Source organism: Bradyrhizobium sp. ORS 278, assembly GCF_000026145.1.
Lineage (GTDB): Bacteria > Pseudomonadota > Alphaproteobacteria > Rhizobiales > Xanthobacteraceae > Bradyrhizobium.
In genome coordinates, this window is the sequence record NC_009445.1 from 4,198,617 (window position 1) to 4,221,882 (window position 23,266).

Annotated in this window: 23 protein-coding genes; 13 read left to right on the forward strand and 10 right to left on the reverse strand. The window is 65.3% G+C overall.

Features of this window, described 5'->3' with window-relative positions; translation table 11 throughout:
• The first annotated feature begins 113 nt into the window (after positions 1-113).
• A complete protein-coding gene (locus BRADO_RS18670) occupies positions 114-767 on the forward strand; it encodes an outer membrane protein (RefSeq protein WP_011926894.1) in 654 nt (217 codons plus the stop codon).
• Positions 768-882: 115 nt separating this feature from the next.
• Here BRADO_RS18670 and BRADO_RS18675 read toward each other — a convergent pair whose 3' ends face one another.
• Positions 883-2,046, reverse strand: a complete 1,164-nt coding sequence (locus BRADO_RS18675) for a hypothetical protein (RefSeq protein ID WP_041756699.1) — start codon at positions 2,044-2,046, stop codon at positions 883-885.
• 45 nt (positions 2,047-2,091) lie between these two features.
• Entirely contained in the window at positions 2,092-2,394 is a 303-nt protein-coding gene (locus tag BRADO_RS18680; RefSeq protein ID WP_244422842.1) for a hypothetical protein, read from the reverse strand.
• Between the two features lie 312 nt (positions 2,395-2,706).
• Between BRADO_RS18680 and uvrA the strand changes: the two genes are divergently transcribed.
• Positions 2,707-5,700, forward strand: a complete 2,994-nt coding sequence (gene uvrA / locus BRADO_RS18685) for an excinuclease ABC subunit UvrA (protein WP_011926897.1) — start codon at positions 2,707-2,709, stop codon at positions 5,698-5,700.
• Between the two features lie 263 nt (positions 5,701-5,963).
• On the forward strand, positions 5,964-6,611 hold the full coding sequence (locus tag BRADO_RS18690) for an HAD-IA family hydrolase (protein ID WP_011926898.1): 648 nt from the start codon (positions 5,964-5,966) through the stop codon (positions 6,609-6,611).
• 86 nt (positions 6,612-6,697) lie between these two features.
• Here BRADO_RS18690 and BRADO_RS18695 read toward each other — a convergent pair whose 3' ends face one another.
• The 6 genes from BRADO_RS18695 to BRADO_RS18720 all read right to left on the reverse strand — a co-directional run bounded on the left by BRADO_RS18695 (position 6,698) and on the right by BRADO_RS18720 (position 13,247).
• A complete protein-coding gene (locus tag BRADO_RS18695) occupies positions 6,698-7,663 on the reverse strand; it encodes a cytochrome D1 domain-containing protein (protein ID WP_011926899.1) in 966 nt (321 codons plus the stop codon).
• Between the two features lie 80 nt (positions 7,664-7,743).
• Complete coding sequence (locus tag BRADO_RS18700; RefSeq protein ID WP_011926900.1) at positions 7,744-8,313, reverse strand: SRPBCC family protein; 570 nt, start codon at positions 8,311-8,313, stop codon at positions 7,744-7,746.
• Between the two features lie 105 nt (positions 8,314-8,418).
• Positions 8,419-9,105 carry a YecA family protein gene (locus BRADO_RS18705; RefSeq protein ID WP_011926901.1) on the reverse strand — a complete coding sequence of 229 codons (687 nt, stop codon included), beginning with the start codon at positions 9,103-9,105 and terminating at the stop codon, positions 8,419-8,421.
• Positions 9,106-9,941: 836 nt separating this feature from the next.
• Positions 9,942-10,712: an AAA family ATPase gene (locus BRADO_RS18710; protein WP_011926902.1), complete on the reverse strand. Its 771-nt coding sequence runs from the start codon at positions 10,710-10,712 to the stop codon at positions 9,942-9,944.
• A 75-nt stretch (positions 10,713-10,787) separates the two neighbouring features.
• A complete protein-coding gene (locus BRADO_RS18715; protein WP_011926903.1) occupies positions 10,788-11,645 on the reverse strand; it encodes a PCC domain-containing protein in 858 nt (285 codons plus the stop codon).
• Between the two features lie 6 nt (positions 11,646-11,651).
• Complete coding sequence (locus BRADO_RS18720; RefSeq protein ID WP_011926904.1) at positions 11,652-13,247, reverse strand: acyl-CoA synthetase; 1,596 nt, start codon at positions 13,245-13,247, stop codon at positions 11,652-11,654.
• Between the two features lie 472 nt (positions 13,248-13,719).
• Here BRADO_RS18720 and BRADO_RS18725 point away from each other — a divergent pair, with 472 nt between their 5' ends.
• The 3 genes from BRADO_RS18725 (at position 13,720) to BRADO_RS34150 (ending at position 14,834) form a co-directional block, all read left to right on the forward strand.
• The gene (locus BRADO_RS18725; RefSeq protein WP_041756700.1) at positions 13,720-14,262 is read left to right on the forward strand and encodes a DUF3828 domain-containing protein; all 543 of its coding nucleotides are present in this window, start codon (positions 13,720-13,722) and stop codon (positions 14,260-14,262) included.
• An 18-nt stretch (positions 14,263-14,280) separates the two neighbouring features.
• Positions 14,281-14,553 carry a GNAT family N-acetyltransferase gene (locus tag BRADO_RS18730; RefSeq protein WP_041756701.1) on the forward strand — a complete coding sequence of 91 codons (273 nt, stop codon included), beginning with the start codon at positions 14,281-14,283 and terminating at the stop codon, positions 14,551-14,553.
• A gap of 116 nt (positions 14,554-14,669) precedes the next feature.
• The gene (locus tag BRADO_RS34150) at positions 14,670-14,834 is read left to right on the forward strand and encodes a DUF1127 domain-containing protein (RefSeq protein WP_011926907.1); all 165 of its coding nucleotides are present in this window, start codon (positions 14,670-14,672) and stop codon (positions 14,832-14,834) included.
• 109 nt (positions 14,835-14,943) lie between these two features.
• Here the strand turns inward: BRADO_RS34150 and BRADO_RS18735 are convergent, their stop codons facing one another.
• A complete protein-coding gene (locus BRADO_RS18735; protein WP_041756703.1) occupies positions 14,944-15,357 on the reverse strand; it encodes a DUF3597 domain-containing protein in 414 nt (137 codons plus the stop codon).
• Positions 15,358-15,758: 401 nt separating this feature from the next.
• On the opposite strand from BRADO_RS18735, the gene BRADO_RS18740 reads away from it, so the two are divergent.
• The gene (locus BRADO_RS18740) at positions 15,759-16,670 is read left to right on the forward strand and encodes a DUF2189 domain-containing protein (RefSeq protein ID WP_041756704.1); all 912 of its coding nucleotides are present in this window, start codon (positions 15,759-15,761) and stop codon (positions 16,668-16,670) included.
• A 203-nt stretch (positions 16,671-16,873) separates the two neighbouring features.
• A complete protein-coding gene (locus BRADO_RS18745) occupies positions 16,874-17,689 on the forward strand; it encodes a lytic transglycosylase domain-containing protein (protein WP_011926910.1) in 816 nt (271 codons plus the stop codon).
• A 71-nt stretch (positions 17,690-17,760) separates the two neighbouring features.
• On the opposite strand, the gene BRADO_RS18750 is transcribed toward BRADO_RS18745, so the two are convergent.
• Complete coding sequence (locus BRADO_RS18750; RefSeq protein WP_244422843.1) at positions 17,761-18,027, reverse strand: hypothetical protein; 267 nt, start codon at positions 18,025-18,027, stop codon at positions 17,761-17,763.
• A gap of 485 nt (positions 18,028-18,512) precedes the next feature.
• Here BRADO_RS18750 and BRADO_RS34155 point away from each other — a divergent pair, with 485 nt between their 5' ends.
• The 5 genes from BRADO_RS34155 to BRADO_RS18770 all read left to right on the forward strand — a co-directional run bounded on the left by BRADO_RS34155 (position 18,513) and on the right by BRADO_RS18770 (position 23,258).
• Positions 18,513-18,665: a DUF1127 domain-containing protein gene (locus BRADO_RS34155; RefSeq protein ID WP_006614327.1), complete on the forward strand. Its 153-nt coding sequence runs from the start codon at positions 18,513-18,515 to the stop codon at positions 18,663-18,665.
• A 157-nt stretch (positions 18,666-18,822) separates the two neighbouring features.
• Positions 18,823-20,256 (forward strand): methylenetetrahydrofolate--tRNA-(uracil(54)-C(5))-methyltransferase (FADH(2)-oxidizing) TrmFO, encoded by a 1,434-nt coding sequence (trmFO, locus tag BRADO_RS18755; protein ID WP_041756706.1) that lies wholly within the window; start codon positions 18,823-18,825, stop codon positions 20,254-20,256.
• 7 nt (positions 20,257-20,263) lie between these two features.
• The gene (locus BRADO_RS18760) at positions 20,264-21,364 is read left to right on the forward strand and encodes a serine/threonine protein kinase (RefSeq protein ID WP_011926915.1); all 1,101 of its coding nucleotides are present in this window, start codon (positions 20,264-20,266) and stop codon (positions 21,362-21,364) included.
• Positions 21,365-21,433: 69 nt separating this feature from the next.
• On the forward strand, positions 21,434-22,324 hold the full coding sequence (locus BRADO_RS18765; RefSeq protein ID WP_041756708.1) for a TauD/TfdA family dioxygenase: 891 nt from the start codon (positions 21,434-21,436) through the stop codon (positions 22,322-22,324).
• A gap of 241 nt (positions 22,325-22,565) precedes the next feature.
• Positions 22,566-23,258 (forward strand): TauD/TfdA family dioxygenase, encoded by a 693-nt coding sequence (locus tag BRADO_RS18770; RefSeq protein ID WP_011926917.1) that lies wholly within the window; start codon positions 22,566-22,568, stop codon positions 23,256-23,258.
• Positions 23,259-23,266: the final 8 nt, after the last annotated feature.

Here is a 23,266-nt window from a genome sequence, read left to right on the forward strand (position 1 = left end):
AATCGGCTCGGAACCCGGCTATAGGATGACCCGTCAACTTGAACGGGTGAGTCTGTTTCGTGCGTACGAGCTTCGGTGCGACGCGGACTTCAAGGACTAAACTGGAGACAAGAATGAAGAAGATCCTGCTTGCGACCGTGGCCCTGGCCGCCCTGGCCGCTCCCGCCGCCGCTGCCGATCTTGCCGCGCGTCCGACCTACACCAAGGCGCCGGTTCTCGCGCCTGTGCCGACTTGGGCCGGCTTCTACCTCGGTGCCTTCGGCGGCTATGCGACCACAGATAATGGCGGCGTGCTGAGCCCGAAGGGCGGCTTCGCCGGTGGCACCATCGGCTACAACTGGCAGTCCGGCGCGTGGGTTTACGGCCTTGAGGCCGATGCAGCCTGGGCCGACATCAAGGACTCCGTTGGTGGCGTCGTTCCGGGCTTCGGCGCCGTCGGCATCGCCAGCAAGATCGACGCGACCGGCACCGCCCGTGGCCGGGTTGGTTACGCGTTCAACAACGTTCTGCTGTACGGCACCGGCGGTTACGCCTGGGCGAACAACAAGATCACGCTCTCGGCGCTCGGCGTCGGCGTCTCCGACACGCAGTTCCTGAGCGGCTGGACCGCTGGCGGCGGCGTCGAGGTGCTGTTCGCTCCGAAGTGGTCGGTGAAGGCCGAGTACCTCTACAAGAGCTTCGACGGCAAGACCTACTTCGGCGGCGCTCTTCCGACCGGCAACCTGAACCTGCACAGCGTTCAGGTCGGCGTGAACTATCACTTCTAAGACTTCGGCTTCCGGGCCAACGCACAGGCCTCCGCTCGCAAGGGCGGAGGCTTTTCTTTTTGACCGCCGCGACGGGGCTTCTTCGTTCTCCGGCCGCGCCGGTGCGGCGCCCTCCTCAGTCGGACGCGCCGCCTGCTTTGGGGACATCTCCCGCCGCGTGATCCGTCGCAGCGTCCGTGTCTGTGACGGGAGCCACCACATCCGGACGGATCGGCGTGACATTGGGCACGACAACCCCTGGCGGCGGGGTTTGAGGCTGCTGACCCTTCTGCGCGTGCGCGCTTTCTGCGTCCTCGGCTTGCGCCTGGTCCTCACGGTCAGGATCGCCCTTGATGCCATCGGCGACCTGCTCGATGGCCGCCAGCAGCACGGCGTCGCCGACGCGCTGCTGCAGAGACAGCCCGAGCTGGGTCATCTTGGCGCCATTGTCGAGATGCGGCTGCCGGGTCAGCGGCTCGATCTCCTTGAGCACCGCAGTCTTCGCAGCCTCCTGGGCGGCCGGGGAGCCGTAGCGCGACATGATGAAGGCGATGTCGACGAGCAGCGGATAGGCCTTGTCGAAATCGGCCCGCTGCAGCGCGATGAAAACCTTCAGCTCGAGCTTGGCGGGGCCTTGAATCTTTTCACCCAGCGCGGCGACCGCGGCTTCGAGCACCTGCTGCCCCACCGCGTTCATCAGCATGAGCCCGAGATTGAGCACCTTGACGCTGTCCGGCATCCGCGTCGATGAGGCCAGCGCGTCGATCACTAGGCGAAACTTCTGCTGCTCGCTGGCCGGAATGTTCTGCATGAGCTCGAAGCAGAAGCTCGGCAGCGAGTCCCGGGCGAGCTCGAACGACACCCCCTGCATGATCCGGATGACCTCGGCCGACCGCGGCTTGGCTCGCTCGCGATCGCAGGCGCGATCGGTGGCGAACAGGAGGATCTGGAAGAAGATCGCGGGCCCGACCGAAACATCGGTCTCCCCCACCTTCATCGAGAACAATGAACTGCGGAAGAATGCCATCGAGCCGAGGCTCGCGACCAGGGCCTGCACCAGGATCACCTGGTCCTGGGCGCCAAATTTGAAGTCGAAGTTTCGGATCAGCACGTAGGCGAACAGGGCGGCCAGCGCATTGACGAGAACGTAGGCGCGCGCCGGGCCGGTCTGGGCGGCGAGGAAGGGAGCATCCTTGTAGCGCGAGATGACCTCGGTGACGCCGACGGCCGCTCCGATCGACGGAACACCAAAATACCACAAATCAGACAGCTGCCACGCAATGCCGGCCGGATCCGCCATGGTCGCCTCCCCCTGCGGGATGGACAACCTTAGCGGCAGAGTGGATCAGGTCGCAACGATGGAATGCGCCTTCTGCCCCAGCGGCGTCAGCGACAGGCGGTCATCCGAGCCCTGCACCAGCTGATCCTGCTTGAGTCGATGGATCGCAGCCTGCATCAGATCGGCCGACACGCCCGTGCTCGACTGCAGCGCGCCGATCGAGATCGCCTCGGCCCGTCCGATCAGCTTGAGCGCCTGGGATGCAACGGCATTCACGTCGGCCGGTCCGGCGCCGGCGCTACGCACGCGCTCCTCGGTCGAGAGCACATATGATCCGACATTGGCGCTTGATGAGGATGAGAACTGCATGGAGCATCTCCGGCGAATGGAGCATGACGCGGCCATCGCACTCGTATCGGTGACTACCATATGGGCCGCCCCGGCACCACGTCAAAGGCCGCTGCGAAGCCACGTTCCAGGCCTCCCCGCTGCAATGGTTCCGCTCCTGCCAGAAGCTGCCATATCGCGAGCGCATTGTTGATGATTCGCTGACGGCACTGGAAATCCAGGCCCGTTCTTCCTACGTTCCGACCATACCTTTCCCCCCTGGCGTCCGATGGCCGGCTTCCGGCGCAACGCGCCTGCAACGATGGCGCAGCCTTGCGCCGTGGGACGAACGTCATGGATGAAGTGCTCAAGGCCAAGCAGCGCGCGCAAGCCAACTCGTCGAGCCTGCGGGCGATCACCATCCGCGGCGCCCGCGAGCACAATCTGAAGAACATCGACGTCGAAATCCCGCGCGACAAGCTCGTGGTGTTCACCGGTCTCTCCGGCTCCGGCAAATCCTCGCTTGCCTTCGACACGATCTATGCCGAGGGCCAGCGCCGCTACGTCGAATCGCTGTCGGCCTATGCGCGCCAGTTCCTGGAGATGATGCAGAAGCCGGATGTCGACCAGATCGACGGCCTGTCGCCGGCGATCTCGATCGAGCAGAAGACGACCTCGAAAAATCCGCGCTCCACCGTCGGCACCGTCACCGAGATCTACGACTACATGCGGCTGCTGTGGGCGCGCGTCGGCGTGCCCTATTCGCCCGCCACGGGCCTGCCGATCGAGAGCCAGACGGTGTCGCAGATGGTCGACCGCGTGCTGGCGCTGCCCGAGGGCACCCGCCTGTATCTGCTTGCGCCGGTCGTGCGCGGCCGCAAGGGCGAGTACAAGAAGGAGCTCGCCGAGTACCTCAAGAAGGGCTTTCAGCGCGTCAAGATCGACGGCACCTTCCATGAGCTCGCCGAGGCTCCCACGCTCGACAAGAAGTTTCCGCACGACATCGACGTCGTCGTCGACCGCATCGTCGTGCGCCCGGACATCGGCCAGCGCCTCGCCGAAAGTTTCGAGACCGCGCTGAAGCTCGCCGAGGGCCTCGCCGTCGTCGAATTCGCCGATGCCCCTGCCTCCGCAGCGCCGGCCGAGGAGAAGGAAAAGAAGAAGACCGCCAAGATCCACGACAAGAGTGGGCCCGAGCGCATCCTGTTCTCGGAAAAGTTCGCCTGTCCCGTGTCCGGCTTCACCATCCCCGAGATCGAGCCGCGGCTGTTCTCGTTCAACAACCCCTACGGCGCCTGCCCGGAATGCGGCGGCCTCGGGGTCGAGCAGCATGTCGACGCCGACCTGGTCATTCCCGACAAGGACCTCACCTTGCGCAAGGGCGCGATCGCGCCCTGGGCCAAGTCGTCCTCGCCCTATTACCTGCAGACGCTGACAGCGCTCGGCAAGTTCTACAAGTTCACGCTCGACACCAAGTGGAAGGACCTGCCGAAGAAGACGCAGAACGCGCTCTTACACGGCTCCGGCGACGACGAGATCAAGTTCACCTATGAGGACGGCGTCCGCTCCTACGACACCAAGAAGCCGTTCGAGGGCGTCATCACCAACATCGAGCGCCGCTTCCGCGAGACCGAGAGCGAATGGGCCCGCGAGGAACTCGGCAAATATTTCAACGACGTGCCCTGCGCCGGCTGCAAGGGGTTCCGGCTCAAGCCGGAGGCGCTGAGCGTCAAGGTCGGCGGCAAGCATATCGGCGAGATCTCCGATCTCTCCGTCAAGGCCGCCGGCGAATGGTTCGCCGAGGTGCCGTCGCAGCTCAACGCGCAGCAGACCGAGATCGCGACCCGCATCCTGAAGGAGATCCGCGATCGTCTCACCTTCCTGCTCGACGTCGGCCTGAACTACCTGACCCTCGCCCGCTCCTCCGGCACTTTGTCCGGCGGCGAGAGCCAACGCATCCGCCTGGCCTCGCAGATCGGCTCGGGCCTCACCGGCGTGCTCTACGTGCTGGACGAGCCCTCGATCGGCCTGCATCAGCGCGACAACTCCCGCCTGCTCGACACCCTGAAGCGGCTGCGCGACCTCGGCAACACCGTGATCGTCGTCGAGCATGACGAAGACGCGATTCGTCTCGCCGACTACGTGCTCGACATCGGCCCGGGCGCCGGCACCCATGGCGGCCACATCGTCGCCGAGGGCACGCCGGCAGAGATCATGCGCAATCCGAAGTCGCTGACCGGCAAATATCTCACCGGCGAGCTCGAGGTCGAGGTCCCCGAGCGGCGGCCGCCGAACCATCGCCGCACCATCAAGGTCGTCAACGCCCGCGGCAACAATCTTAAGAACGTTTCGGCGGAGATTCCGCTCGGGCTGTTCACGGCGATCACCGGCGTCTCCGGCGGCGGCAAGTCGACGCTGCTCATCGACACGCTCTACAAAGCGATCGCGCGCAAGCTCAACGGCGCCAATGAGGCAGCCGCGCCGCATGACCGGATCGAGGGACTGGAGCACATCGACAAGATCATCGACATCGACCAGTCGCCGATCGGCCGCACGCCGCGCTCCAACCCCGCGACCTATACCGGCGCGTTCACGCCGATCCGTGAATGGTTCGCCGGCCTGCCCGAGGCGAAGGCGCGCGGCTACGAGCCCGGCCGCTTCTCCTTCAACGTCAAGGGCGGCCGCTGCGAAGCCTGCCAGGGCGACGGCGTCATCAAGATCGAGATGCACTTCCTGCCGGACGTCTACGTCACCTGCGATGTCTGCAAGGGCAAGCGCTACAACCGCGAGACGCTCGACGTGCTGTTCAAGGGCAAGTCGATCGCCGACGTGCTCGACATGACCGTCGAGGAGGCCGCCGAGTTCTTCAAGGCGGTGCCGCGCGTGCGCGACACGTTCGAGACCTTGCGCCGCGTCGGCCTCGACTACATCCATGTCGGCCAGCAGGCCACCACGCTGTCGGGCGGCGAGGCGCAGCGCGTCAAGCTCGCCAAGGAGCTGTCCAAGCGCGCCACCGGCCGCACGCTCTATATCCTGGACGAGCCGACCACCGGCCTGCACTTCCACGACGTCAAGAAGCTCCTGGAGGTGCTGCACGAGCTGGTCGCGCAGGGCAACACGGTGGTCGTCATCGAGCACAATCTCGAGGTCATCAAGACCGCCGACTGGGTCATCGACCTCGGCCCCGAAGGCGGCGACGGCGGCGGCGAGATCGTCGCCTGGGGCCCGCCGGAGGACATCGTGAAAGCGCCGCGCAGCTACACAGGGCAATTCCTGAAGCCGGTGCTCGAGAAGTCAGCCAGGCCGAAGAAGCGCAGCCGCGGCGCGGCCAGCGAGGCGGCGGAGTAGTGCGTCGTTGGATCTTGGAGGAGGAGCGCAGCGACATCCGGGTTCATCGCTGACATCCGAGGAGAACCCGGATGTCGCTGCGCTCATCCGTGCTACGCGTCTCCGCCGAAGCCCTCTGGGCGCGGGTGGAGCAATCCAAGTTTCCGCCCAAAACTCTGGATGGCTTCGAGGCTCCGACGAGCCGTGCAGTCAGGGGCCGGATCGCACCGCCTGTCAGGCCTGTTATCTCACATCGCGATGATCCCGGAACGCCAAGCATGCCGATGCCCTACTCCCTGGTCATCTTCGATCTGGACGGCACGCTGGCCGACAGCCTCCCCTGGTTCCGGCGCAACGTGAATATCGTGGCGGCGCGCTATCGCTTCCGTCCCGTGATCGACGAGGATGTCGAGCTGCTGCGGCACTCCTCGACCGCCGAGGTGCTGAACCATCTCGGCGTCGCGCGCTGGAAGCTGCCGCTGATCGCGCGGCACATCCGCAAGCTCAAGACCGAGCAGGCCGCCAGCATTCCGCTGTTTGCCGGTGTCGAGCAGATGCTGGCGACGCTGGCCGGCGCCGGTGTCCGCCTCGCGCTGGTGTCGTCCGACACCGAGGCCAACGCGCGCCAGAAGCTCGGCGCCTCCGCGCGGCTGTTCGCCGCCTTCGACTGCTCGGCCTCCTTGTATGGCAAGGCGAAGAAGTTCAGGCGCGTCGTGAAGCGCGCCGGCGCTGATCCCGCCGCAGTGATCGCCATCGGCGACGAGACCCGCGACATTGAAGCCGCCCGTGCCGCCGGCATCGCCTTCGGCGCGGTGACCTGGGGCTACGCCGCGGAGAAGGCGCTGCGCGACCGCGGCCCGGAGATGGTGTTCACGCGGATGGAGGAGATCGTGGAGCGGTTGGTGGTGCGGGACTCGTCGCCAGAGGCGTAGCCCGGATCAGCGCGGCGACATCAGGGGTCTCATCCGACATCAGCGCTGAACCCGGATGTCGCTATCGCTCATCCGGGCTACGGGAATCACCGCCGCAGGAACGCGCCGAACGCGCGCGGGCCGTCGCCGACCTTGATCTCGGCCGTCACCTTCAGCGCCGCGGCGTCGATGACGCTGAGGATGTTGCTCTCCCAATTCGCGACGATGATGCGCTGGCCATCGGCGGTGGCCTCGATGCCCTCGGGATAGTCTCCGACGGTGATGCGCTTGAGCGGCTGCTGGCTCGCCACATCGAACACGCTCACCGTGCCGTCATACTGATCAGTGACGAAGCCCCTGCCCTGCGCGAGCGCCACGGCATAGGGCCGCAGGCCCGTCTTGATGCGAGCGATCTCGCGGCCCTCGGCGAGATCGATCACCGAAACGTCGTTGGAGCCGACATTGGCGGTGTAGGCGCGCTTGCCCTCCGTGTCGATGGTGACGCCGAACGGCCGCGTGCCAACCTTGATGGTCCTGAGCCGCTGCCGTGTGGCGGTGTCGCTCACCGAGACCATGTCGTCGTCACGGTCGGCCGAGAGCAGCAGCTTGCCGTCCGCCGTCACCGCGAGCCCCGAAGGCGAGGCGCCGACCGCGATGCTGCCAGTGACCTTCAAGGTCTTGGCATCGATGACGCGGATCGCCGCATTGTACCAATCGGCGACGTAGACCGTTGCTCCGTCCGGCGCCACCGCAATCCCGAGCGGCCCGCCGCCGACCTCGACGCGGCCGACGACTTTTCGCGCAACAGCATCGATGATGCTGACGGCCTTGTCGTCCGGGCTGGCCACATAGGCGAAGCGCCCGTCAGCGGCAACCGCGACGCCGGCAGGCTTGCCGCCGATCGGAATCGTTGCGACCGGCTTGGACGTCGCGAGATCGACGATGGTGAGATCGTCGCTGAGCTGATTGGTGACGAAAGCTTCCTCGGCGTGGATCGGGACGGAGCCGAACAGAAAAGCTCCGAGAACGCCAAGGAGGAGAAATCGTGCTCGCCGCTGGAGCCGAGATGGCATGTCATCGACGGTCGGCTCCCTCTCGCCGTAACAACGGGCAGAGGGAGCGCCCTGCGCCTGGAGCAACATGGTCACTCCGATCAGCTTCCGCTCTCCACCTTCGTCTTCAGCCCCTCGAGCCCGCCCTTGTACAATCCGGTCACCGCGTTCACGGCCGCCTCGTCGCTGAGCTCCGGCGGAGGATCATTGTTGGGGAAGCCGCGGTAGAAGGCGCCGGTCCATTCGACGACGCTGCCCTTGCCGTCGGCGCTCGGCGTCACCGCGATGGTCGACGAGTAGTTCGTCACCGGCAGCACCTTCACGTCGACAGCCGTGATGCGGTACGAGTAGCTCATCTTCTCGGCGTCGTATTTGTACAGCTCCTCGTCGACGGTCGCGCCGCCCTTCAGGGTCAGCTTGCGGGTCGCGCCGATCTCGTTGCCCTTGTCGCCCGCGGTCTTGTCGACGACGCCGAGCCAGCTCATGTCCTGAAAATTGCCCATGACCGCCCACACCTTCGCGGGCGCGGCGTTGATCTCGACATGCTCCTGCACCTTGCGCCGGGTGGGCCCATGCGCATCCGCCGTGGTCAGGGCCGTGATCGTCAGGGCCGTCGTCACGATCGCGAGCGCCGCCACAGGGGTCAGCGACTTGCCGAACACCATCCTCATCTCGTTTCCTCGGTCTCTTTCATTGGCCGGCACATCTGCGCTCGGCGGCGTCATCTTTGCACCGCTCCGGATTGTTGCAACAAAAAAGACGGCGTCGTGGCCGCCTCACTCCGCGCCGCAGCAGCGCTTGAATTTCTGGCCGGAACCACACGGACAGGGGTCGTTGCGGCCGGTCTTGCCGAGCGAGGCGAACGGATTGGGGCGCTCGGCAAAGTCGGGCGTGCCGGGCAAGGAGACCCCGCTCTGCCGATGGCGATAGAGAGTGAGAACGGACTCCCGCGCGAGAATGGCCATCTTGTCGCTCAGCCTGCCGAGCTCGACCGGATCGCTGTGCTCGTCGAGCACGGCATCGATCGCCATCATCAGGTTCAGGGCCGCCCCCCTCACCTCATCATCGCCGACCTGCCGATAGGCGATGAAGCGCTCGCGACGCAGTGCCACTGCGGCGGCAAAGCCCTCGACCCACAGCTCCCAGATCACCTCGCCGCCACGCTCGACCGGAAAGCGGGGCTGGTACAGCTCCGGGCTACGCGCCAGCGTCCGCGCGATCTCGTCGTGATACGCGGCCACCAGCTCGAGCACCGCATTGGCGTGGTCGATGCTCGCAAACACCGAGCGTATCCCCTTGCCGAGTCCGAATGCGGCTGAGAACCATTCACCGGCCGGAACCTGCTCGGGCAAAGTCAGAAGACCGGCGATGAAGCCATCGAGTTCCTCCAGCACCATGGCCCGATCGTCGAGCGCGAGCAGCGCCTGCTCCAGCGCCGCGTGAGAGTTGGTCTGATCCGCCATCTGCAACCCTGCTCTTGCCCCGCCGACATCCCGGCCTGATTTGCCCGACGCCCGGGCCGACGAAGCAGCGAGGTGGCATTTTTGACATCAAACCGATGCTGCGCGCAAAATCTAAATTTCAGAGCGCGATCAGCTGGATCGCCCCTGTCCAGACCCGCCTTGAAAAATATTCCGCTTTCGTCTTTGTCGAATTTCGGTTTTCCTGTCGCCGTCCTGCCCGCACGAGAGGGGCGCGTCGCGGTCGTCACGGGCGTTGCGGGCGGGATGCGATGGACGTCACGGGCCCGGTGCTTTTGCGCAAGACGACGGGCTGCGGGGCGGACGGCGAAATCGTGTGGTCCCGACCTCCCGACGCTGAGGTCAAATCGCAGGCGTTAGCTGACGCGGCGCTTGCGATGACGGTGGCCAGAAAGCCCGGTGCACCGAGGAGAGCGCGTATAAGCCGTTAAAACCGTCGCGCAGGGAAGGCCGGTGTGTAGCGGCCAATCCTGTGGTGACTGCCGCCTGCTTTTTTTCTGCAGGCGGGCCATGGGTGCGGCCTGCACCCGGCCTTCCCTGCGCCCTCTCACTTCAGGAGGGCGGACTGAAAGTCGAAAGCTCGGGTGCGGAGGCACCGCGAGAATGGTGCTTCATGCCAAGTTGTTGCGCAACACGATCGCTCCACACTCCCCTGTCATCGCCCGGCTTGACCGGGCGATCCAGTATTCCAGAGACGTTCATTGTTGATCGATGGGCCGCGGCGTACTGGATCGCCCGGTCAAGCCGGGCGATGACAGCTTTGTTGTGGTTTCTGGCTGGGCGAAGCAATGCAGGCTGGCCACGGCGATCCCTAACCCTCACTCCGCCAACACACCCTGCACGAACCCGTCCGGATCGTTGCAGAACTCGCGCAGCGCCTTGAAATGATCGGTGTCCTGCACGCGCACGGGCTCGAGGCCGTATTTCGTCAGCCGCAGCAGGGTTGCGCCGGGATAGGCCATCAGGACGGGCGAATGCGTCGCCATCAGCACCTGACAATGACTGGCCTCATCCATCCGCCGCATGAGCTTCAGAAACTCGATCTGCCGCGCCGGAGACAGCGCCGATTCCGGCTCGTCGAAGATGTAGAGGCCTTGGCGCTGGCAGCGCTCCTCGAAGAAGCGCAGGAAGCCCTCGCCATGGGAATGCGACAGGAAGTCGGGCGGCGGCCCGCCGAGCGGATCGTCCAGCGCGGCTTCATCGAGATAGCGCGCCACCGAGAAGAAGCTCTCGGCGCGGAAGAACCAGCCTTTGGTGATCTTGGGCAGCCACGCCGCACGAAGGGCCTTTCCCAACGCGCCACCCATGCGCTCAATCGCGCGGCCATGATCGACCGGCATGTACCCCTTGCCGCCGCCGGCCTCGTCATAGCCGGCGAGTGCGGCGATGCCTTCGAGCAGGGTCGATTTGCCGGTGCCGTTCTCGCCGACGATGATGGTGATGGCGCTCGTGAAGCCGAGCTCGAACTCGTCGTGCAGGAACGACAGGCAGAACGGATAGGCGGCGCGGTCGGTGATCTTGGCGGGATCGAGCCACAGTCGCTTCAGATAGGGTGCGCGCAGCCTGATCTCGCGCTGCTTCCTGGCCATGACGCTTTCACAACCTTGCTGACAACCAATACAATGTTGCACATTGCGGCCGAGCCGGCCATCGGCGCGACCTTGTCAGGCCACGACCTCCAACACCAGCTCCATGGTCATCAGCACCGGATTGTCGCCGCGCACCAGGCGTCCCTGCGCCAGCGCGCCGGTGTAGTCCACCAGCGCGATGTCGAGCGAGGCTTCCGGACCATCCGCGCCCGCCGCAATGGCGCCGGATGCGATGGTCAACTCGGTTGCGAACGGCGCGACGATCATGCCATCCGCAAAGCGCGCGCCGATGGTCGAGCCCACGCCGCCGCGGATCCGCGCTTCGCAAATACCATGGGTTCGGCAGAAGGCTTCGAGGCAGAAGGCGACATCCTGGTTCGGCCGCAGCCGCAATGCGAAGGCCCGGCAATCCGTGCTGGCGCCGCGGAGCCCGGCCAAGACCGGGCCGAACAGCTTGAAGCCTGTCTCTGGATCAGGCTCCGCTGTGAAGAGCGCGCCGTCGATCCCGAAGGCCTCGACCTCGAAGGGTTCAGCGACCATCGTCTCATCCGGCAGGATGTGACCCCCGCCGGCGCGCCCGCCCTCTTCCGTCCACAGCGCGTGGCAATGAAAGAACGGCGCGCCGTCGCGTAGGCCGAGCGTCATGGTCCCGGTCGTCAGCCGGGTGACGCCCGTCGGCCGATGGGTCTCGCTGTAGAACGCCGCATGATCCGGCGTCTTCGACAACGCGGGCATGACATAAGCGAAAGGTCCGAGTGCGCCGCCTCGCATCTCCAGCACGCCACCGGCAAAACCTTCGCGCGCAAAGGCCCGATGCGCCGCTTGCAGCAGCGGTACGCCCGGATCCATCGTGAATCTGAAGCTGCGCCCGCGCGCCTCGACCCACTGAATGCGCTCCGCGACGGGCGCGCCGGGCTGGGTGATCGATCGCATCGCGCGTCAGCCCTGCCTGGTGAGATCGAGCAGCCCGCGCGCCTCGAGCTCGTCGCGCACCAGGCGCTTCGGGATCTTGCCATAGCCGGATTTCGGCAAGCTCTCCCAGAAGAAGAACCGCTTGGGCATCTTGTAGCGCGGCAGCTTGGTCGCGAGATAGCCGGCGATGTCGCTCTCGCTCGGCGCTTTTGCGCCCTCGCGCGCGACGCAGACGGCGACGCCGACCTCGCCCCAGACCGGGTCGGGCACGCCGAGCACGGCGACCTCGCCGATATCCGGATGGGTCAGGATCTTTTCCTCGACCTCGCGCGGATAGATGTTGGAGCCGCCGGAGATGTACATGTCGGAGGCGCGGCCGGTGATGTAGAGGAACCCCTGCGCGTCCATGTGACCGAGATCGCCGGTGCGGAACCAGCCATCGCGAAATGCCTTCGCGTTGGCCTCGGGATTGTCGTAGTAGCCCGCGAACACCGCCGGGCCGATGACGCAGATCTCGCCGGTCTCGCCCGGCTTCAGCTCGCGCCCCTGATCGTCCTGGATCGAGACCTGCATGCCCGTGCGCTCATAACCGCAGCTGCCGATCCGCGCCTCGGGACCGTCCTCTTCCTCATGCGCAGGGGCCGGCAGCACGGTGATGTTGCCGGTCACCTCGCCAAGTCCGAAATACTGCACGATGACCTTGCCGAGCCGCGCCAGCGCGCGCTTCTGGTCCTCGCGATACATCGGCGCGCCGGCATAGATGACATGGCGCAGCGAGGAGTGATCGAACTGATCGACCGCGGGGTGCTCGACCATCATCTTCAGGATGGTCGGCACCGTGAACAAATTGCTGATGCGATGCCGCTCGATCAGGCGGAATGCCTCGGCGATGTCGAACTTCTCGCTCGGCAGCAGCACCGTCTTGGCGCCCCGCGCGCTCTGCATCAGCTGGTGCACGCCGGCGCCATGCGACAGCGGCGCCACGACGAGAGAGGCGTCATGCTCGGTGGTGCCGGGCGTGAGATCGGCGAGATGGTTGGTGATGACGAAGGCCATCTGGCCGTGGGTGAGCACAGCCGCTTTCGAGCGGCCCGTCGTGCCCGAGGTGAAGAAGAACCAGCAGGGATCGTCGTGCTCGACAGTAGCATTCGCGACGTCGGCGCCGGCATGGGCCTTGATCGCGTCGGAGACCGAGCGCGTGCCGAAGCTGCCGCCGTCGCCGATGCGCCACGTGAACGTGGCGCTCGTCACCGCTGCGGCATGCTCGGGAAAATCGACATGGCAGAGAAACGCCTTGGCGCCAGAGGCGGTCGCGAGATAGGCGACCTCGTCCGGCATCAGGCGAAAATTGGTGGGTACCCACACCGCGCCGAGCCGGAACGCGGCGAACATCGAGACGAACATCTCCTCGCAGTTCTTGGAATGCACCAGGATGCGATCGCCCTTGCTGATCCCCTGCTCCGCCAGCGCCGCCGCCAGCGCCGACACCATCGTATCGATTTCCCGCCAGCTCCAGGAGCGCTCGCCCCACACGAACCCGATGCGGTCGCCGAGGCGGCGGCCGTTCTGCGTCACGATGTGTGCGAGGTTCATCACCCGGCGGGACATGCGCAGCTGTGTCATCGACGAGCCCTCGTGCTGATCGCGCGGATGAACAGACCCGTGAACAGACTCATATGGCGGCGTCCCCTCGATCGATCCGTCGGGCGATCTCAGCCGCCCGTTACCATCAGGCCTGTTTATCGTGCTCCGCCGCGCCCTCGCAAGGCCGCCCTGCCCATCGCTCCCATGCGGCTGCAGGGCGGTCGCACACGGCGTGGCGGCCAACCTGCTTCCGCGTCATCATGGCCGGGCCTGTCCCGGCGGTCCACGTCGCCCAGCACGCGTGGAAGGACGGGGATGCCCGTAACCAGCCCGGGCATGACGGAGCAACAAGCTGGCCCGCATTCGTGCAGCGATGCGCCATGTTTTCACATGCGGCAACCACTCCATGCGGTGAAGTCGTTCGAACAAATGCCGAGCCCGTGCGACAAACCCGTGCCGGCTGCGCATTCCCTGCATGTCACCGCGCGCCAAATCTGATTTGAGGACACCTATGATCGATCGTCGCTTCGTGCTTCTCGGCCTCGCCGGCGTGCTCGCCACGTCCCAGCTGCACGCGCAGACCACGGCCGCCAACGAGCCCGCCGGCATCATGACCGCGATCTACACCCGCGTCGCCAAGGGCAAGGGCGAGGACGGCGGCAACTTCGTCATTGGAGACAAGGCGGCGCGCGCAAAATACCTGTCGAAGGCGCTGGCCGCCCAATGGGCCAAGATGGATGCCCGCACGCCCAAGGGCGAAGTCGGCGCGGTCGATTTCGATCCGATCACCAATTCGCAGGATCCGGATGTCGCCTCGTTCAAGGTGGTTTCGGAGACGCAGGAGGCCGACAAGGCGACCATCGCCGTCACCATCACCGGCCATCGGCTGGAGCGCAAGGAACAGGCCGACAACGTCATTCGTTACGACTTCGCGCGCGATGCCCGCCAATGGAAGATCGACGACATCCGCGGCGCCATCGACGGCAAGCCGTGGTCGATCCGCGACATGCTGGCCGAGTTCATCAAGCTCACCGACAAATCGAAACGAAGGTAGCGCCCAAGAGGAGTGACCATGACCGCCGTTCGCGACAACAAGGCCGAGAGCCGCTTCGAGCTCGACGTCGAAGGCAGCCTCGCCTTCGCCAATTATCGCGCGACGCCGCAGGCGGTCATCATCACCCACACCGAGACGCCGCGTCCGCTGCGCGGGCGCGGCATTGCCTCCGAACTGGTCAAGGGCGCGCTGGAGCTGATCCGTGCCGACGGCCGCAAGGTCGCGGCGGGCTGCAGCTTCGTCGCAGATTACCTCCGTGACCATCCGGAGAACCGGGACATCATGGCTTGACGGACCCGTAGAACTACCGAGCGTGATGATTGAAGGCCGCGCTTTAACTCCATGGTGACCCGGATGGATCAGCAATTCCCCGCCGTACAAACAACCAGACCAACGGGGAGAGGCACATGTTCATCACGGCCATTTTCGACGTTCTCAAGCGCTACGTCCACTATCGCACCCAGCTCGCTTATGTCGACCAGCTCGACGAGCGCACGCTGCGCGACATCGGCTTTACCCGCGACCAGCTTCACGCCGAAGCCTGGGAGCGCGCCGCTTTCGTGCACGCCTGAGGCGCTCACGTGCCGACGCGCAGCGCATCAGCAAACACCACATCATCAGATACGACAAAGGCCCGCACGATGGCGGGCCTTTCGCTTTCTTGGAGTTGAGACCGCAAGCTCAGTGCTTGATCTCTGGCGGCAGCTTGCCGCCATTGGCCGCGAGCTTGCTCATGACCTGCTTGTGCAGCCAGACATTCATGCTGGCGGAATCGTTGGTGTCGCCGGTGTAGCCGAGCTCCTTGGCGAGCTCCTTGCGGGCCGCCAGGCTCGAATCGATGTCGAGCGCCTTCATCAGGTCGACGATCGAGGCTCGCCACTCCAGCTTCTCGTGCTTGGCGGCCGCGGCCTTGTCGACGATCGCAGCCACATCGACGCTTTGCGGCGCTGCAGCAGGCGCAGCCGCCGGAGCCGCGGCGGTGCTGGTGTCAGCCGCCGGCGCGCTGCCGCCTGCAGCGGGCGAACCGCCGCCGGCCGGCGCAGCCTCGGCGTGATGGCCGAAAATCGCGCCCATGATCTTTCCGAAAACGCTCATCAATGGCTCCCAATGGATAGTGATCGAACGAAGAACTCGTCAGGCGGTGTTCCGTTGCGGAGCTGCCCGTCACAGTCCGTTCGCTCCCCGGTCATCCGCCAGCCTGAACACGGCGACGGTTGTGAAGCTTACCGAAGGCGGAATGACGGCGGAATGACTTTGTCTGGGGAATGCGCAGCTTCATGGCGCTGCCCATTGGTTATAATGCACCGCGGCATTCACAGCCTTCACCGAGGCGTGAGTAGGCGCCGTCACGTTCGTCACTATGCTTCTCGCTTCCGTTCGCGCATGGCCGTCCCCGGGTTCGTCGCGTCTGGCCATCCGCGATCCGTCCAACGACAAGCGCAGCCCAGCCTGCGGGGTTGGGAAGCGCCTCATGAGGTATGAGGGAGCGAACGACGATGGCAACCTATCACAGCAATGTCGCAGCACACGTCCGGCCCGCCGACGAGGTCGCGGCCGAGATCACGATTCGCAAGATCGACTTTTCCAGTCTCATGCGCGCGCTGCGGCTTGGCTGGGACGACTTCAAGGCTGTTCCAAGCCACGCTTTGATGCTGTGCGCGATCTATCCCGTGCTTGGCCTCGTACTGGCGCGTGCCGTGTTCGGCTATGCGGTGCTGCCGCTGCTGTTCCCGTTGGCTGCCGGCTTTGCCCTGCTCGGTCCGTTCGCCGCACTCGGGCTCTACGAACTATCGAGCCGGCGCGACCGCGGCGAAGAGGCCGGCGCCTGGGACGCGTTCGAGGTGCTGCGCTCGCCGTCGTTCGGCTCGATGCTGGGCCTCGGCACCCTGCTGCTGGCGCTGTTCGTGACCTGGGTAGCGACCGCGCAGGCGATCTATGTGGCGGTGTTCGGCTATGGCGGCGCCGCGGGTGTGAGCGATTTCGTTCAGCGTGTCTTCACCACGCCGCAAGGATGGTGGCTGATGGCGGTCGGCTGCGGCGCGGGCTTCCTGTTCGCGCTGCTGGCGCTGTGCCTCAGCATCGTGTCCTTCCCCTTGATGCTCGACCGGCACGCCGGCGCGCTCGAAGCGGTCGTGACCTCGCTGCGGGTCGTGGCGCAGAATCCAGTCCCCGTCGCCACCTGGGGCCTCATCGTCGCGGTGCTGCTGGTCGCCGGCACGATCCCGTTCTTTCTCGGCTTGGCCGTCGTCATCCCCGTGCTCGGCCATGCCACCTGGCATCTCTACCGCGAGGCGATCGCAATCCATCCGGATGCGGCTGAGATCGTGCCGCCGGCGCCGCGTCCGTCGAAGCCGGCCGCCGATTTCCCGGCCAACCTCTTCCCATGGCGCTCGCGTGACCAGATGTGAGGACAACTGCAAGAACGTGCTTTTGCCGCCGGCCTTCGGGCCGGCGGCTGTGTTGCGCAACGCCGGATGGAGGCTGAAAGCGCAGAGGCGGCTCACGAAAACCGACGCCAACGTGATCGGGCGGCCTTGTTGCTGCCGCGGTTACGCCCGACATGGAGCAGGCCCCCACGCCGATTTGATGCCATTGCCGTCCAGGTGTTTCGATGACCGTCCGCTTTCTCTCTGCTTCCGCCTGCCTTTTCGTCCTGATCGCCCTCTCCTCGCCAGCCACTGCGGCCGTTCCCTGCGGTAGCGGCAACTTCGACAGCTGGCTTGCTGAGTTCAAGACGGAGGCCGCGGCCAAGGGCATTTCGCAGCCTACGATCAACGCGGCGCTGAACGGCCTCACGTCCGACCCGAGCGTGCTCAACCGGGACCACAGCCAGAAGGTGTTCAGCCAGACGTTCGAGGAGTTCTCCGGCCGCATGGTGCCGCCGCGGCTGACCCGCGGCTCAAACATGCTGAAGCAGTACGGGTCGGTGCTGTCGCGGATCGAGCAGGCCTATGGCGTGCCCGGCGAGGTGCTGGTCGCGATCTGGGGGCTCGAGACCGATTTTGGCGTCAATGTCGGCAAGTTTCCGACCATCCGCTCGCTCGCGACGCTGGCCTATGACTGCCGCCGCGCCGAGCAGTTCCGCGGTGAGCTGCTCGACGCGCTGCGCATCGTCGACCGCGGCGACCTGCAGCCGGCCGAAATGCGCGGCGCCTGGGCCGGCGAGATCGGCCAGACGCAGTTCATGCCGTCGTCCTGGATCAAATATGCCGTCGATTTCGACGGCAACGGCAAGCGCGATCTGATCCGCAGCGCGCCCGACGTGCTCGCCTCCACCGCCAATTATCTGAAGGGCTATGGCTGGCAGAAGGGCAAGGACTGGGAGCCGGGCAGCCCGAACTTCGCGGTCATTCAGCAGTGGAACAAAAGCGAGGTCTATGCGCGGACGATCGCGACCTTCGCCACCCAACTGGCGCACGCGCCCTAGGCTGGGCGGGACAACGGCCGACCGCGCAATTCGGCCGGCCGCTCATTCACAGATGCGGGCAGATGCGCCGGTTACTTGATCATCCCGACATGCATTGCCTTAGTCAGATGCATGCTGCACGCGCCCATCTTGCCGCTCAGCAGCGCATCCTGGGCGGCAGCGATCTCCTTTTGGGCTTCCCAGCGCGCATCGCCGTCGGCCATCGCCTCGATCGCCGTTTCGGTCTTTTCCAGATTGGCCCCGCTGCAGCCGGCCCCATGCATCCTCGCCGCCTGAGCCGGCCCGAACCCGATCACGGCCGCGGTCATGAGCGCGGCCCCCAACAATTTGCTCTTCATTGTTTTTCCTCGCTGGTACGGCGGCCTCGGCATCATCGCCGAAATCCGCGACACTTTGTCGCACCATCGCGAGAGTCGGGCGAAATGAAATCCCTGCGAGCTGTGCGTGATCGCGAACTTCCGTTCAGGAGCAGGACAAAAAATGAATTATTATTCATGCACCCTCACTCATGCGTTTGGGCGCGAGCCATAAGGGACGCAGCCCGCGGAGGTTCGTCGGAGGACCGGCGGCCGCAAGACCGGATATTTCGATCGATCAGATCAAACGAGCGATTGAAAAGCCGCATGATTACGGGGCCTTCGATCGATCGCTCAACTGCTGGGCGACCCTGCCCGATTCTTACCCAAGCGTTACCCAAGCTATGCGCCGACGGTTTAGCTGCATCGCAACATCAACGCTTCTGCATCGCAACAATCTCTTCTATGTTCATTTCAACGATGAAGTTCCGACGAAGAACTGAATCGAGAACTAAAGGAGATTTCTCATGTTGCTCTCGCTCATCCGCATGGTTCAGGCGTTCCGTGAGTATCAGCGCAACGTTGCCGAGCTGTCGCAGCTCAGCGATCGCGAACTCGCCGACATCGGTCTCGACCGTTCGGACATTCCGCGCGTTGCCGCTGGTCACTACAACGGCTGATCAGCCACCTTCCGATATCGACCGGACATCGCCCGCCTCGTCGCGGGCGTTGCCGTTTTCGGACCCCCTCGCGGCGTCTGCCACACGCGCCGGGTTTCTCGCCCTGACACTCACTCGCGCATTTTCACCGCCCGGGAAAAGCGCTACCTGTCCCGCGATGACAGGGACCAAATCACCTACGAATACCGTTCACGTGATCGGCGCCGGCCTCGCCGGCTCCGAGGCTGCGTGGCAACTCGCCGAGGCCGGCATCGACGTGGTGCTGCACGAGATGCGGCCGGACCGCATGACCGAGGCGCATCGCACGGCGACGCCCGCCGAGCTCGTGTGCTCCAATTCCTTCCGCTCCGACGATGCCGCCAACAATGCCGTCGGCCTGCTGCACGCCGAAATGCGCCGGCTCGGCTCGCTGATCATGCGGGCCGCCGATGCCAACCAGGTCCCGGCCGGTGGCGCGCTGGCCGTCGACCGCGACAGCTTCGCGGCGGCCGTCGCAACGGCTCTGCAGGGCCATCCACGCATCGAGCTGCGCCGCGGCGAGATCACCGGCCTGCCTCCCGCCGAGTGGGCGAACGTGATAATCGCGACCGGCCCCCTGACCTCCCAGCCGCTGGCCGACGCGATTCGCGCCCTGACCGACGAGAGCGCGCTCGCCTTCTTCGACGCCATTGCGCCGATCGTGCACAAGGACACGATCGACATGTCGAAGGCCTGGTTCCAGTCGCGCTACGACAAGGTCGGTCCCGGTGGCACCGGCGCCGACTACATCAACTGCCCGATGACGCGGGAGCAGTACGACGCCTTCGTTGCCGCACTGCTCGCCGGCGAGAAGACCGATTTCAAGGACTGGGAGACGAATACGCCCTATTTCGACGGCTGCCTACCGATCGAAGTGATGGCCGAGCGCGGCCACGAGACCTTGCGCCACGGCCCGATGAAGCCAGTCGGCCTGACCAATCCGCACGATCCGACCGTGAAGCCGTATGCGATCGTGCAGCTGCGCCAGGACAACAAGCTCGGCACGCTCTACAACATGGTCGGCTTCCAGACGAAGCTGAAATACGGCCCGCAGCAGCAGATCTTCCGCACTATTCCCGGGCTTGAAAATGCGGAGTTTGCCCGGCTCGGCGGCCTGCACCGCAACACCTTCCTGAATTCGCCGAAGCTGCTCGACCAGCAGCTACGCCTGCGGGCACAGCCGCGGCTGCGCTTCGCCGGCCAGATGACGGGCTGCGAGGGCTATGTGGAGTCGGCGAGCATCGGTCTGATCGCCGGCCTCTACGCCGCTGCCGAGGCGCGTGGCGCCAGCCTCGCCGCGCCGCCGCCGACCACCGCCCTCGGCGCCCTGCTCGGCCATATCACCGGCGGCCACATCGAAACGATCGATGGCGCGACGCGCTCGTTCCAGCCGATGAACATCAATTTCGGCCTGTTCCCGCCCTTGGCGGCGGCTCCGACCAAAAAGCCCGATGGCACGCGACTGAAGGGCAACGAGAAGACGGTGGCCAAGAAGCAGGCGATGAGTGCGCGTGCGCTGGCGGATCTCGACCGCTGGATCGCCGAGCATCTGCGCGTCGCAGCGGCTGCGTGAGATCGCGATGAGCCTGCCGAAGTCCGCCTCCGTCCTGCTGGCATCGCGCTGGAGCGAGGGCGTGCTGCTCAAGCGCGACGTGTTCTCGACCGTCGAGCGCGGCCGCTTCAAGAGCGACACCGGTGAGGTCGACGCGGTATTGCGCCGGCTCGACGAGGTGCCATGGTGGTCGTTCGTGCTGGCCCGTCATCTGTTCGCCCGGGAGCGCAAGGCGCTCACCCGCGCCAAGGGCCTCGATGCCGGACCCGACCTGTTATGGGCGGGAGATGGCGCCCTGGTGCGCGGCTTCATCAACGGCGTAGCGCTTCATCTGGCCAGGCCGCACGGCAATGTCGCCTATTTCCGCTCCGCCAAGCAGATGATGCGGCGGCTGCATCGCGCCGGCATCACGCACAACGATCTCGCCAAGGAGCAGAACTGGCTGGTCGGCCATGACGGCCGTTGCTACGTCACCGACTTCCAGCTGGCAGCCTGCTTCTCCACGCGCAGCCGGCTGTTCCGGATCGCGGCCTATGAGGATCTGCGTCACCTCCTGAAGCACAAGCGCACCTATGTGCCGCAGGCGCTGACGCCGAAGGAGCGCAAGATCCTGGCGCGCAAATCGCTGTTCGCGCGCATCTGGCTGATGACCGGCAAGAAGGTCTACCGCGCGATCACCCGCGGCCTCTTCAACTTCACCGACCGCGAGGGCGGTGGCCGGCGCCTTGTCAACGACGCACCCGTCCTGATGGAGATGATCCGCAAAAATCCCGACGTCCGCGACGCCGCCATCGTCGCCTTCGCCGACCGCCGCACCGGCGTCGGCCTCTATGCCTTCATCGAAGCGGAGCAGCCGGCCCTTGAGACTCAATTACAAAGCGAGCTCGCTTCCGCCAGGGGCCCCAAGCCGCCGGAGCATATCCAGGTCGTCCATGCCCTGCCGCGCGACGCCAGCGGCCGGCCGCGCACCGAGCTGTTGCAGTTGGTTGCGATGAACCAGATCGACCTGATCGAGCCGATGATCACGAGCGACAGCGACCGCGCTTTCCTCAAGGACATTCTCGACTCGCGCAAGAACCTGCGCGACCGCTTCAATTTCGAGGCGGACCTGAAGCTGCCGTCGGCGTGAGCGCACGAGACTTCGAAGACCGCCCGCGCTATTGTGCGCGGGCCCCTCAATCGGTGGAAGGATTTGGCCATGAACGTCGATGCCCGCGTGCAACCAGCCTCCCAGCGATCATCGATCGAGATCGTTCCGACAGGTGCGGCGCTCGGCGCCGAGGTCCGCAACGTCGATCTCCGGCACCTCGACGATCAGGCGTTCGCGTCCTTGCTCCAAGCTTTCCACGACCATTCCGTGCTGCTCGTTCGCGGGCAGAACCTGACCGACCAGGACCTGATCGCCTTCAGCCGCCGCTTCGGCGATCTGGACTTTGCTCCGATCCAGGAGAATGGCCGGCGCTTCGTTGACGGCCTGCCGGAGATCTACATCGTCTCGAACGTGAAGGTGAATGGCGAGGCCATCGGCAGTCTCGGCGCCGGCGAAGCCGTGTGGCACACGGACATGTCGTATCTCGACACGCCGCCGATCGCCAGCGCGCTCTATGCGCTGGAGATTCCGCCGGTGGGCGGCAATACCTCGTTCTGCAGCATGTACGCCGTCTACGACGCGCTTCCTGCTGATCTCAAAGCCCGCATCGCCGATCTCAAGATCAAGCATGACGGCACCTACAACAGCGGCGGATTCGTCCGGCAGGGCGTGACGCCCACCGATGATCCGCGCACGTCGCCTGGCGCGGTCCACCCGCTGGTCTGCACGCATCCCGACTCTGGCCGGCAGATGCTCTACCTCGGCCGCCGTCGCAATGCGTATCTGACGGGCCTGGAACTCGCCGAATCGGAGGCGCTGCTCGACGAAATCTGGACCCATGTCGCGCGGCCCGCATTCGCCTGGGAGCATGCGTGGAAGGTCGGCGATCTCGTCATCTGGGACAATCGCTGCACCATGCATCGGCGCGATCCGTTCGATGATCATTCCAGGCGAATCATGCATCGGACCCAGATCAAGGGAACACAGCGCCCGCACTGATCGTTCGCGCGGCGGATGCGCCCGCATGAGCGGCACAGTGCCTGCGATCGAGTCGCAAGTTGCTCGATATTTCTCCGCGTCATGCCTTGAAGAGTCCAAGTTCTGACTCAGAGCCGCAGAGTGTGCCGACAATCGGCAGATCGTGCCGCGATCATCCCGCGAATTGCCTCCGAGCCGAAACAACCCCGACAAATTACAGTGGTTGATTGGCAGCGCTGGTGAAACTTGGGAGACGACGCACGTGAATCACAGAAGCAACGTTGCGCGAAGCGCCGAAAGCAGCCTCGTCCAGGTACTCCCGACCGGCAAGGCGCTTGGTGCCGAGGTCTGCAATGTCGACCTCAGATCCTTCGACGATTGGGCATTCGCCTCCTTCATGCGCGCGCTGCTCAAACACCAGGTGCTGCTCGTGCGCTGGCAGCGTCTCACCGACCGCGACATCGCGGCGTTCAGCCGGCGCTTCGGTCATGCCGATCTTCACTACACGTCGTATGGCACGACGCGGGGCGAGAGCCTGTCGTTCTGCAGCCTGTACGCGGCGTATGACGCGCTGTCGCCGGCGATGCGCAGCCGCGTCGCTCATCTGAAGGTTCGTCAGCGCACGATCGACACCGCCGATGATGGTCGCCGCACCATCTTTGCGGGTCCGGTGCACCCGCTGGTCGGCCTGCACGCCGACACCGGCCGCTCGATGCTGGCGCTTGGACAGCGCCGCCATTCCTATGTGGTCGGCCTCGAGCAGGACGAGTCTGAAGCGCTACTCAATGACCTCTGGCAGCTCGCCGAACGTCCCGAGTTCAGTTGGACTCACACCTGCCGTGGCGGCGACCTCATCGTGTGGGACACGCGTTGCACGATCCACCGGCACGAGGCGCCGGACATGCCGCGACTGCTGCACAGCCCGCCGCTTTGGAACGCCATGCCGACCGCCTGACGCGGCCG